Origin of the sequence: Sanguibacter inulinus (assembly GCF_013415325.1) — a bacterium.
Lineage (GTDB): Bacteria > Actinomycetota > Actinomycetes > Actinomycetales > Cellulomonadaceae > Sanguibacter > Sanguibacter inulinus.
The window spans coordinates 23814-35646 of sequence record NZ_JACBYE010000046.1 but is presented as its reverse complement, the minus strand read 5'-3'; the positions used below and the strand labels follow the sequence as shown (position 1 = coordinate 35646).

The 11833-nt window shown below is 71.6% G+C and carries 8 protein-coding genes; 3 read left to right on the top strand and 5 right to left on the bottom strand.

Annotation, left to right across the window (positions count from 1 at the left end):
* Positions 1 to 257 precede the first annotated feature (257 nt).
* The 3 genes from HZZ10_RS15245 to HZZ10_RS15235 all read left to right on the top strand — a co-directional run bounded on the left by HZZ10_RS15245 (position 258) and on the right by HZZ10_RS15235 (position 3058).
* Positions 258 to 860, top strand: coding sequence for a type II toxin-antitoxin system PemK/MazF family toxin (locus HZZ10_RS15245; RefSeq protein WP_179914144.1), 603 nt, complete (start codon positions 258 to 260; stop codon positions 858 to 860).
* A gap of 246 nt (positions 861 to 1106) precedes the next feature.
* Positions 1107 to 1367, top strand: a complete 261-nt coding sequence (gene rpsT / locus HZZ10_RS15240; protein ID WP_056131572.1) for a 30S ribosomal protein S20 — start codon at positions 1107 to 1109, stop codon at positions 1365 to 1367.
* 161 nt (positions 1368 to 1528) lie between these two features.
* Positions 1529 to 3058 (top strand): UDP-N-acetylglucosamine 1-carboxyvinyltransferase, encoded by a 1530-nt coding sequence (locus HZZ10_RS15235; protein WP_179914143.1) that lies wholly within the window; start codon positions 1529 to 1531, stop codon positions 3056 to 3058.
* A 21-nt stretch (positions 3059 to 3079) separates the two neighbouring features.
* Here HZZ10_RS15235 and holA read toward each other — a convergent pair whose 3' ends face one another.
* From holA to leuS, 5 genes are all read right to left on the bottom strand, one after another.
* Complete coding sequence (holA, locus tag HZZ10_RS15230) at positions 3080 to 4084, bottom strand: DNA polymerase III subunit delta (RefSeq protein ID WP_056131564.1); 1005 nt, start codon at positions 4082 to 4084, stop codon at positions 3080 to 3082.
* A 12-nt stretch (positions 4085 to 4096) separates the two neighbouring features.
* Entirely contained in the window at positions 4097 to 6721 is a 2625-nt protein-coding gene (locus HZZ10_RS15225) for a ComEC/Rec2 family competence protein (RefSeq protein ID WP_179914142.1), read from the bottom strand.
* Positions 6718 to 7629 (bottom strand): ComEA family DNA-binding protein, encoded by a 912-nt coding sequence (locus HZZ10_RS15220; RefSeq protein ID WP_179914141.1) that lies wholly within the window; start codon positions 7627 to 7629, stop codon positions 6718 to 6720. Before HZZ10_RS15220 ends, HZZ10_RS15225 begins: the two co-directional genes overlap by 4 nt.
* A 282-nt stretch (positions 7630 to 7911) precedes the next feature.
* Positions 7912 to 8820, bottom strand: coding sequence for a DegV family protein (locus HZZ10_RS15215; RefSeq protein WP_308507594.1), 909 nt, complete (start codon positions 8818 to 8820; stop codon positions 7912 to 7914).
* A gap of 14 nt (positions 8821 to 8834) precedes the next feature.
* A complete protein-coding gene (gene leuS / locus HZZ10_RS15210) occupies positions 8835 to 11771 on the bottom strand; it encodes a leucine--tRNA ligase (RefSeq protein ID WP_179914140.1) in 2937 nt (978 codons plus the stop codon).
* Positions 11772 to 11833 lie beyond the last annotated feature (62 nt).

Here is an 11833-nt window from a genome sequence, read left to right as displayed (position 1 = left end):
GGGTCGGGGACTGGGTCGAGTCGGTCATCGCGCCTCCTGTGGCTGCCCGGGCGTCGTTGCACGGAGCAGGCTGAGTTGTGTGACCCGGGCCACACTGCCGCAGGTGCGGATGGGTCGCAACCAGGACACGCCTGACACCCGTGACGCCGTCAGGCCCGGGGGCGCGGCGGCTCACGTCCGAGCCGGCCCGTCGGTCGGGGCGCTCGCGACCGAGCGCGACCGAGCGCGACCGCCGCGGCGGCGGCTAGCCTGCGGTCATGGCGAAGACTCCCTGGACCTCGACAGCCGTCCGTCTCGCGCGAGCCGTGATCGGCAGCCTGACGCGAGCCGGGACGGCGGGAGGGCGACCGGCGGCAGGGGCTCCGCGCGGCGGCGGCGCAGGCGCGCGCGACGGCGGGAGTCGAGGGGGCGTCCGCGCACGTGCGTCAGCCGGGGGGACCGAGGCCAGGTCGACCGCAGCAGCTGCGTATCCCGGCGACTTCACAGGCGCCCTGCGGCCGCAGTACTCGCCTCAGCTGGACGGCGCCCCGGACCCTGGCGAGATCGTCTGGACCTGGGTCCCCTACGAAGAAGACTTCTCCCGCGGCAAGGACCGGCCAGTGCTGCTCGTCGGGCGGGACGGTGCCTGGTTGCTCGGGCTGATGCTCACGAGCAAGGACCACAGCCGCGACGCCGCCGACGAGGCGCGGTACGGACGCCGGTGGGTCGACGTGGGCTCGGGTCCGTGGGACTCGCAGGGCCGGGACAGCGAGGTGCGGGTCGACCGCGTCGTGCGGGTCGACCCTGGGGCCGTCCGCCGGGAGGGTGCGATCCTGCCCGAGGCCGTGTTCACGAAGGTCGTGACGGCCGCTCGACGCTGAGAGCGTCTCGCTCAGCGGAGGCCCCGGCGAGCGGGGGTCTCGGTGAGTGTCGGCTCACACGGTCGCAGGCCGCCAGACCTGTCGTCGGGCGGGGCGATCTGGTAGGTTCGGTCATTGCGTGCTCCGCCCGGGTCGGCGGGCACCATTCCAGTACCTCTCCACGGGTTCCCCACCCCAGTCCCGGTGCTGGAAACGCCTTCTACGACCTGTTCACTCGCTCCGGCGAAATTATCAGAGAGTCCTCACGTGGCTAACATCAAGTCTCAGATCAAGCGCATCGGCACCAACGAGAAGGCTCGCCTTCGCAACAACGCCGTCAAGACCGAGCTCCGCACGCACGTTCGTCGTGTGCGGACCGCGATCAACGCCGGCGACAAGGATGCTGCTGCCGCTGCACTGGTCATCACGTCCAAGAAGCTCGACAAGGCCGTGTCCAAGGGCGTCATCCACGCCAACCAGGCCGCGAACCGCAAGTCGGCTCTTGCAAAGGCCGTCCACGGCCTGTGAGTCTCACTGATCTCTGACACCTCGGTGCCAGAGATCGCGCCCAAGGCGTCGCTTCCCGTGTCGGGGCGGCGCCTTCGTCGTACCCGGGGTCGGCGGGACGGGTGCCGAGGTCACCACATCCCTTCACACGTTTATCTCATCTATGAGATACGGTGGCGGGCATGACGACGATCGATGCCGCGCGGATCGGTACCCTCATCCGCGACGCCCGCAAGCTCCACGGTTGGACCCAGGCGCACCTGGCCGAGAAGATCGGGACCAGCCAGAGCGCTGTCAACCGGATCGAGAAGGGTGGCCAGAACCTCTCGCTCGAGACCGTCCGGCGGATCTCCGAGGCCCTCGACGCCGAGCTCCTCACGCTGGGCCGCAACGACGTCATGCACCTGCGGGTGCATGGTGGCCGTGAGCTCAACGGCGCCGTCGACATCCGCTCGTCGAAGAACGCCGCCGTCGCGCTGCTCTGCGCCTCGCTGCTCAACCGCGGACGGACCACCCTGCGCGGGGTCGCACGGATCGCCGAGGTCGACCGCATCCTCGAGGTGCTGCGCAGCATCGGCGTGAGCGCCGAGTGGACCGAGGACGGCCGCGACCTCGTGCTCCAGCCACCCGTGACCCTCGCCCTCGACGAGATGGACCAGGAGGCGGCGCGCCGCACCCGCAGCATCCTCATGCTGCTCGGCCCGCTCGTGCACGACCGCCCCGCCTTCCAGCTCCCCTACGCCGGGGGCTGCGACCTCGGGACCCGGACGGTCGAGCCGCACATGCTCGCGCTGCGTCACTTCGGCGTCGAGGTCCGCGCGACCGAGGAGAAGTACCACGTCGAGGTCGACCACGAGCGCCGGGCGGACGGTGCGATCGTGCTCGTCGAGCGCGGCGACACCGTCACCGAGAACGCGATCCTCGCAGCGGCCCGTCACGACGGCGCCACGACGATCCGCAACGCGAGCCCGAACTACATGGTCCAGGACCTCTGCTTCTTCCTCGAAGACCTCGGCGTGAAGATCGAGGGCATCGGGACCACGACGCTCGTGGTGCACGGGGTGCCCGTGATCGACACCGACATCGAGTACGCACCGTCGGAGGACCCGGTCGAGGCCATGACCTTCCTGGCGGCGGCTGTCGTGACGAAGTCGTCGATCACGATCCGACGGGTGCCGATCGAGTTCGTCGAGATCGAGCTCGCGATCCTGCGGACCATGGGCTTCCGCTACGACATGACCGAGGAGTACATGTCGACCAACGGGCGGACCAGGCTGGTCGACCTCACCACGCACGTGAGCGACCTCAAGGCGCCGATCGACAAGATCCACGCGATGCCCTTCCCAGGCGTGAACATCGACAACCTGCCGTTCTTCGCCGTCATCGCGGCGTCGGCCGAGGGTGGGACCCTCATCCACGACTGGACCTACGACAACCGCGCGATCTACCTCACCGAGCTGACGAACCTCGGCGCGAACGTCCGGCTGCTCGACCCGCACCGCGTGCTCGTCGAGGGCCCGACCCGGTGGCGCGGGGCGGAGCTCATGTGCCCGCCGGCGCTGCGCCCGGCCGTCGTGGTGCTGCTCGGCATGCTCGCCGCCCAGGGCACCTCGGTGCTGCGCAACGTGTACATGATCCGGCGTGGGTATGAAGACCTGGCCGACCGCCTGACGGCGCTGGGTGCGCAGATCACGGTGTTCCGGGACGCCTGAGCCGAGGAGCGGGCCGCTCCCTCAGCGGCCCGCGCTGCGGGCGACGGTGAGGACTGCGCGCTCGACGGCGAAGACCGGGTCACGGCCGGCACCCTTGACCTCGGCGTCGGCCTGGGCCGTCGCCGTGATGGCTGTCGCGAGGCCCTCCGGCGTCCAGCTCGCGAGGTCCTTGCGGGCACGGTCGACCTGCCACGGCGCGAGCCCCATGTCAGAGGCGCTGCCGCCCCGGCCGCGCATCCCAGCCACCTTGGCGAGGGTGCGCAGCTTCATCGCGAGGGCCGCGACGACAGGGACGGGGTCGGCTCCGGTGTCGAGCGCGTGGCGGAGCAGGGCGACGGCCTGACCGGCGTCGCCGGCGATGGCAGCGTCGGCGACCCTGAAGCCCGTCGCCTCGACCCGTCCGCCGTAGTAGCGGGACACGGCGGTCTCGTCGATGGTCTTCTCGGAGTCGGCCATGAGCTGCGAGCAGGACGCCGCGAGCTCGCGCAGGTCGCTGCCGACGGCCTCGACGAGCGCGCGGACCGCACCCGCTGTGGCTCGGCGCCCGCCGCGCTTGAACTCGGCAGCCGCGAAGGCCACCTTCTCGGCATCCTTCTTGATGGGGTCGCAGGTGACCACAGGAGCGCCGCTCGCACGGATCGCGTCGAGCATCTTCTTGCCGCGCACTCCCCCGCGGTGCTCGAGGACGAGGAACACGTCGTCGGCCGGCGCGGAGAGATAGGCGATGACGTCGGTCATCAGGGCGTCCGTCGTCGCCTCGACGCTCTCGACCACGACGATCCGCGGCTCGGCGAAGAGCGACGGGCTGGTGAGGACCGAGAGCATGCCGGACTGGTAGAGCGCGGCCTGGACGGTCGTCTTCTCGGTCTCGGGGTCGAGCTCACGGGCCAGCCCGACGAGCCTCTCGACAGCCCTGTCGACGAGCAGCCCCTCGGCCCCGTGGACCAGGACGACAGGTGCGAGCGTCGCCTCGTCCCACGCGAGTCCAGGGGTCTTGCCACGTGCTGAGCTTCGGGGGGCGGCCATGGTCCAAGGGTGTCACGAGCAGCCGCCTGCGACCAAGGTCTGTCCCCCGCGGACGAGGACTCCCGAGGTGCTGCACAGGTCGGTGCGCAGGGTGGTCGCGCCGTGGGACTCGTAGAGGTCGAGGGCGTCCTGCGTGGGGTGCCCGTAGGTGTTGTCGGCGCCGACGCCGACGAGCACGACGTCAGGGCTGAGCAGGCGGGCGAGCTCGGGGTCCTGCGCGCGGGAGCCGTGGTGGGCCATCTTGACGACGTCGACAGGGCCGAGGCTCACACCGTCGTCGGTCAGGCTCCGCAGGAGGGCGGCCTGGCCTCGGGCCTCGAGGTCACCGAGGGCCACGACGCTCAGCTCCGGGGTGCGGATCACCATGACGACGCTCCCGTCGTTCGCCGCCCCGTCCTCGGCCGTCCCCGCTGTCGGTCGCCCGGCAGCTCGACCCTCTGCGGCGCTCGCAGCGGGGGCCAGCACCCCCCACGCGACCTGGTCGGGTGCCGGGCCGGCCAGCAGCTCCAGCCCGTCCGAGTTCGCGCTCACCACCTGCCACGGGATGCTCGCAGCGTCGAGCAGCCGTGCGACCCCCTCGGCGTGGCCCGCTGGCTCCCGGACCGGGCTGACGTAGGCCTCCTCGACCACGCGCCCGTCGAGGACCTCGGGGAGCCCGCCGACGTGGTCGTCGTGGAAGTGCGTGAGTACCAGGAGGTCGAGGGTGGTCACTCCGAGCTCGTCGAGGCAGCGAGCCGCTGCGTCACCAGGCGGTCCGACGTCGACCATGACCGCCCGCCCTGGGCCGGTCTGCACCACCAGGGCGTCACCCTGGCCGACGTCGCACACCACGACCTGCCAGTCGGCGTCCCAGGCCGCTCCCCCACCGCGCAGCACGTCGGCCAGCCACGGCGGCTGCGTCTGCCACACCACGAGGAGCCCGACGAGGGCGCAGGTCAGCAGGCCGGCAGCACGCGCGAGCGGTCGTGCGGCCGCGTGCACGGCCCCGGTCCCGCGTGACGCTCCGGTCCCCAACCTGGCGAAGACCGTCGTGGCCCGGCCCGAGCGCGGTGCGCTCGGCGGTGCCCCGATCCCGGCGACGAACATCCCGGTCCGTGCCGTCCACACGATGCTGCTCCACCGCCAGACGAGGACGACCGCTGCTGCTGATACGACCGCGAGCAAGACCGCCCCCGGCGCCCCGGCCGCCCACGGGATGCTCGCGAGGGGTGCTCCTGCGAGGCGTTCTGCGACCTCGGCGATCCACCAGGTGGCCCAGCCTGCGACCTGCGCGAACAACCCTGCCGTACCCGGCCACCACGGCGCGAGGAGCGCTCCGACGACACCGAGGACCGTGGCCGGGACGAGCGCCGGGGCGGCCAGCACGTTGGCCGGGACAGCGTAGGTCGCCACGACAGGGTCGAGCAGGACGATCACCGGCGCGCAGGCGAGCTGGGCGGCGAGCGGGACCGCGACAGCCAGCGCCATCCACCGCGGCAGGGCGCGTCCGAGCCAGGTGGCGATCGGCCGGGTCCCGACGACCAGCCCCGCGGTCCCCAGTGCGGAGAGCACGAAGCCGTAGGAGCGCACGAGGAACGGGTCTACCGCGAGCAGCACGAGGACCGCCGCGCACAGCGCCGAGAGCGCCTGACCAGGACGCCCGAGCAGCACGGCGACCAGGGCGACAGCAGACATCGCGCCAGCCCGGACCACGCTCGGCTCCGGGTGCACGAGCATCACGAACCCGGCCATCGCAAGCCCTGCGACCACGACCCTCACGCGCCGAGGCAGCCGGACGAGCGTGCACAGCCCGGAGACCGTCGCGAAGATGATCGCGAAGTGCGAGCCCGAGACGGCCGTGACGTGGGTGAGCGAGGTCGTCTTCATCGCGGCGTCCAGGCGCGGCGAGAGCATCGACGTGTCCCCCACGGCGACACCCGGCACGAGGCCGCGCGCCTGCTCGGGCAACGTGGACGAGACGTCGACGAAGGAGGACCGCACCGTGCCCACCGCCCGCAGGAGCGGACCTGGTGGCTCGAGGACCCGCAGCGCGGGAGACGAGGGTGTCGACTCCCGCAGCGCCAGCATCGCGGTCGTCGCGCTCCCCGGGTCGACCTCGAGCAGCCTCCCGTCGACCTCCACGGTCGCGCCGTAGTCGACGTCAGCCAGGGCCGTGCCTCCGAGCACGACCACGTCCCCGTGAGCAGGGCCGGTCGACAGCACGTCGCCGGACCAGCCGGTCACCGTCGTCAGGGCGATCGTCCGCACGACCCGCGGTTCGCCACCGAAGCCCGCGGATGTGGTCCGCGGCTCCGACACGACCGACCCGCGGACCGTCCCGCTCGCTCCGGCACCGACAAGACCGGGCAGGAGACCCGTGCTCCCGGCCTTCAGCTGTGCTGCGACCACAAGACTCAGCACCATCACGACAGCACCGACGAGCACGAGCTGACCGAGACTGGCACGCACCACCGGCGGCGTGGCGGACCACCGCCGGAGCAGCACGGCACGGACCGCGACGAGCAGGAGGACGGTGACACCCGCACCCGCTGCTCCCACGACGACAGGCCGGACCTCGGAGGCGACAGACCACCAGGTCACCGACGAGCCAGCGAGCGTCGCCGGGACCAGCCGGAGATCCCGCGGGACGCCGCTCATACCGTGACCAGGGCGCGGAGGCCCTCGAAGACGACAGGGCCGATCCCCGAGACATCCTGGAGCTGGTCGATCGAGCCGAAGGTACCGTTCGACTCTCGCCAGTCGAGGATGCGCTGCGCGAGCGCCGGACCGACGCCCGGGAGAGCCTGGAGCTCCTCCGAACCCGCGCTGTTGAGGTTCACCAGCGCTCCACCTGGAGCCCCGCTCGTGTCACCTCCGCCCGGACCACCCGCCGGAGCTGGTCCGGCCCCGGGCACCTGGACGGCCTCCCCGGGTGCAGGCACGTAGACCTGCTCGCCGTCGACGGCCTGCCGGGCGAGATTCACCGCTGCGGTGTCGGCCTCCGCGGTCGTGCCGCCTGCCGCGGCGATGGCGTCGACCACCCGCGAGCCGGCCGGGATCTCGACGACGCCGGGCGCGTTGACCTGCCCGACGACGTGGACCAGCACCGTCTCGCCGCTCGCCCCCGCATCAGACGAGACGCCGTCGCCGGCAGCAGACGACCCATCTCCCTTCTCGCCGGAGGGCGTCTGCTTGGCATCGCCCTGGTTCTCTCCACCGTCCTGATCGTCTCCGGTCGTCTGAGCCTGAGCACCACCCACCTCAGCAGCCGCGCCGTCACCCTCGCTGACGGCGACAGGCTCGACCGACATGGTCCTCAGGTCACGCACCACCACGACACCCCCGACGACGAGCAGCGCCACGGCAGCAGCGAGGGCCGCTCGCAGCCCGAGCGCCCAACGTCGGCGTCCTGTCTCGCGGTCCACGAGCGTGTCGTGCTCGGCCGGGTGTCCGTGGGCTGCGGTGTAGGCGGCAGCGACCGACCGGACGAGCGCGCTGCCCGGGGCCTCGGGCAGGTCTCTGGCGTCGGACGCCGCCGACAAGTCGTCAGCCCAGTCGTCAGCCAAGCCGCCTGGCCCCTCGTGCCCTTGGACGTGCTCCCGCTCGCGCCAGTCCCCGCCGTCCTCCCGCAGGCGACCTCGGGACCTGGTCGGAAGTCCACCGGGGAGCCCGTGCTCGTCTGGTTCGTCAAGGGATCGAGGTGCTTTCACCCGCCAGACGCTAGATCCGGGCGCGCGCCTCGGCACTCGCCGTCGCGCCGTCTGTGGAAGCTCCCGGCTACCGGAGGGCTGTGGACACAGAGCCAATCTGTCGAGGCCTCAGTGTCCGGGCCCTCGGCCTGCTGCTCCTCAGACGTCGACAGCTCCCGGGTCGTCGACCGACACGAGCGCGAGCAATCCCGGTCCGACGTGCGCACCGAGGACAGCGCTCACCGGCGACACGAGGACCGACCGACCCGTCACGTCCTCGACCCGCCGCGCGCACGCCCTCGCCGCAGCGTCGTCGCCCAGGTGGTGCACGGCGAAGCGCACGTGCGGGCTCGCCGCCAGGGCCGCCTCGGCCGCAGCGACCAGCCTGTCGGCACCGGCGCCTCGGGACCGGACCTTCTGGACCACCTCGATCCGCCCGTCGCGCACGCCGAGCACGGGCCGCAGCCCGAGGGCGGTGCCGATCGCCGCGGCAGCAGCACTCAGGCGTCCGCCCCGTCGCAGGTGGTCGAGGGAGTCGACCACGAACAGCGCACGGGTCGACTCAGCCACCCGCTCGGCGACGCGCACCACCTCGTCGGTGGGCGCGCCGGCCGCAGCGGACCGGGCTGCGGCGAGGGCCGCGAAGCCCAGGCCTGTCGCGACGCTCCGCGAGTCGACCACCTCGACAGGGACAGGGCTGTCGGACGCGGCGAGGGCGGCTGCCCGGACGGTCCCTGAGAGCTCACCCGAGAGGTGGACCGAGACGATCCGCTCGGCTCCGGCAGCCGCGGCCGCCCTGTAGACCTCGAGGAAGGCACCCACCGAGGGCTGCGACGTCGTGACGACGGCATGCCGGTCGAGCGCCGCGACCAGGGCAGCCGAGTCGAGATCGATACCCTCGTGGAAGGTCTCACCGTCGATCCCCACCTGGAGCGGGACCACCCCGACCCCGTGCTCGGCCGCGAGGCCGGCAGGCAGCGAGGCCGTCGAGTCCGTCACGACCAGGACACGGCTCAGGGCCGTGCCGGCTGCTGCCGGCACGGCCGCGTCGGTGCGGTCTCCCGCCACGTCTGCTCGAGCCGCTACTTCGCCGGGACGATGTTGACCAGCTTGGGCGCGCGCGTGATGACCTTCATGACCGCACGGCCGTCGAGCGCACGCTGCACCCCGGGGTCGGCGAGGGCGAGAGCCTCGAGGTCCGCCTCGGAGATCGCCGGCGGCACGTCGGCGCGGCCGCGCACCTTCCCCTGCACCTGGAACACGCAGGTCACCGAGTCCTGGACGAGGTACTGCTCGTCCGCGACAGGGAAGGGCTCGTAGGTGAGCGACTCGTCGTGGCCGAGGCGCTCCCACAGCTCTTCCGCGATGTGCGGGGCGACCGGTGCGGTCATCAGCACGATCGCCTCGGCAGCCTCGCGCGGCACGGCCTCGAGCGTGGTCAGGTGGTTGTTGAGCGTGATGAGCTTCGCGATCGCCGTGTTGGTGCGCATGTTCTCCATCTCGACGCGCACGTCGGCGATGGCACGGTGCACGTGGCGCAGCGTCTCGTCCGAGGCGGGCTCGTCGGTGACGGTGAGCTCGCCGGTCTCCTCCGAGACGACGTTGCGCCACAGTCGCTGCAAGAACCTCTGCGAGCCGACGACGGCGCGCGTGTCCCACGGGCGGGACACGTCGAGCGGGCCCATCGACATCTCGTAGACCCGGAAGGTGTCCGCCCCGTAGGCCTCGTACATGTCGTCGGGCGTGACGACGTTCTTGAGCGACTTGCCCATCTTCCCGTACTCACGGGTGACGGACTCACCGTTCCAGACGTACATGCTCGAACCGTCGCCCGCCGTGATCTCCTCGACCTCGTCGGCCGGGACGTAGGCGCCGCGGGCGTCGACGAAGGCGTAGGCCTGGACGTAGCCCTGGTTGAAGAGCTTGTGGAAGGGCTCGACGCTCGACACGTAGCCGAGGTCGAAGAGCACCTTGTGCCAGAAGCGCGCGTACAGCAGGTGCAGCACGGCGTGCTCGACGCCACCGACGTAGAGGTCCACGCCCCCGGCAGCACCGGCTGTTGCGTTGTGGTTCGGGCCCATCCAGTAGGAGTCCAGGCTCGGGTCGACGGGCACAGTCGCCGACGGACCGTCGTTCTGCGGGTCGAGGTAGCGCAGGTAGTACCAGCACGACCCGGCCCAGTTGGGCATGGTGTTGGTCTCGCGGCGGTACTCGCGCGGACCGTCGCCCAGGTCGAGGGTGACGGTCACCCAGTCGTCGTTGCGGCCCAGCGGCGGCTCGGGCGAGGAGTCGGCGTCGTCGGGCGCGTAGGTGCGCGGCGAGTAGTCCGGGACGTCCGGCAGGTCGACCGGCAGCATCGCCTCGGTCAGGGCGATGGGCTGGTCGTCGTCGCCGTAGACGATCGGGAAGGGCTCGCCCCAGTAGCGCTGGCGGCTGAAGAGCCAGTCGCGCAGGCGGTAGGTGATGGTGCCCGAGCCGTAGCCCTTGGACTCCAGCCACTCGATCATGCGGCTCTTCGCGTCGGCGACCGAGAGCCCGTCGAGGGAGACCTCGTCGTTCGCGGAGCCGACGATCGCGCCGTCACCCGTCCAAGCACCACCCTCGAAGCCCTCGGGCGTCGCGACCGTGTAGACGACGGGCAGGCCGAAGGCTTCCGCGAAGGCGAAGTCGCGCTCGTCGCCGCCGGGCACGGCCATGATCGCGCCGGTGCCGTAGCCCATGAGGACGTAGTCCGCCGTGAAGACGGGCAGCAGCTGGCCGTTCGCAGGGTTGGTGGCGAGGTGACCCGTGAACACACCGGTCTTCTTGCCGGCGTCGGCCTGACGCTCGACGGCCGTCTTGGCGGCGGCCATCGCGCGGTACGCAGCGACGGCGTCCGCAGGGTTCGCGTGCTCGCCGGTCCAGGCGTCCGACGTGCCATCAGGCCACTCGGCCGGGACCTCGTCGAGCAGCGGGTGCTCGGGCGAGACCACCATGAAGGTGGCACCGAAGAGCGTGTCCGGACGCGTGGTGAACACGGTGACAGGCTCGCGCCCGCCGACCACGTCGAAGACCACGTGCGCACCCTCGGAGCGGCCGATCCAGTTGCGCTGCATCGCCTTGACCTTGTCGGGCCAGTCGATGTCCTCGAGGTCGTCGACCAGGCGGTCGGCGTAGGCGGTGATGCGCATGTTCCACTGGCGCAGGTTGCGCTGGAACACCGGGAAGTTGCCGCGCTCGGAGCGGCCGTCGGAGGTGACCTCTTCGTTCGCGAGCACGGTGCCCAGGCCGGGGCACCAGTTGACCGGGGCGTTCGAGACGTAGGCAAGACGCTGGTCGTTGATGACCTCGCGCTGCTCGGCGCTCGTGAGCTCGGCCCACGCGCGGCCGTCGGCGACCGACCGCGTCCCGGCGGCGTACTCAGCCTCGAGCTCGCTGATCGGGCGCGCGCGACCGGTCCCACCGTCGGGACGCACGGCGTCGACGTCGTACCAGGAGTTGAACATCTTGAGGAAGATCCACTGCGTCCAGCGCACGAACTCTGAGTCGGTCGTCGCGAAGGAGCGGCGGTCGTCGTGGGCGAGACCCAGACGGCGGAGCTGCCGGCTCATGTTGGCGATGTTCGCCTCGGTCGTGATGCGCGGGTGCTGACCCGTCTGGACCGCGAACTGCTCGGCCGGCAGGCCGAAGGCGTCGTAACCGAGAGCGTGCAGCACGTTGTCACCGGACATGCGCCGGAAGCGGCCGACGACATCGGTCGCGATGTAGCCGAGCGGGTGGCCGACGTGCAGGCCTGCGCCCGAGGGGTACGGGAACATGTCCATGACGAAGAAGCTGGGGCTCGACGGGTCGGCGTTGCGGCCCTTGCCGTCGGTCAGCGGACCTGTGGGGTTGGCGGCGTGGAAGGTCCCGCGCTCGGCCCAGCGCTCCTGCCACCGGAGCTCGATCTCGCCCGCGAGGGCAGCGGTGTAGCGCTGCGAGGGCTCTCCCGGTCCTGTCGAGGAGGGAGTCTGGGCGTGGGTGGCATCCTGCGTGGTCACCCGGACAACTTTACCGCCAGGCTCCGACGCCTCGGACCCGCGTCCGTCGGGGAGCGGGCTCC

What these genes read in the sequence shown, in the direction of transcription:
- HZZ10_RS15235 (WP_179914143.1), top strand. Translation starts at nt 1,529, where the DNA reads ATGACGACGATCGATGCCGCGCGGATCGGTACCCTCATCCGCGACGCC.
- holA (WP_056131564.1), bottom strand. Translation starts at nt 4,084, where the DNA reads ATGGCCGCCCCCCGAAGCTCAGCACGTGGCAAGACCCCTGGACTCGCG.
- HZZ10_RS15225 (WP_179914142.1), bottom strand. Translation starts at nt 6,721, where the DNA reads ATGAGCGGCGTCCCGCGGGATCTCCGGCTGGTCCCGGCGACGCTCGCT.
- HZZ10_RS15245 (WP_179914144.1), top strand. Translation starts at nt 258, where the DNA reads ATGGCGAAGACTCCCTGGACCTCGACAGCCGTCCGTCTCGCGCGAGCC.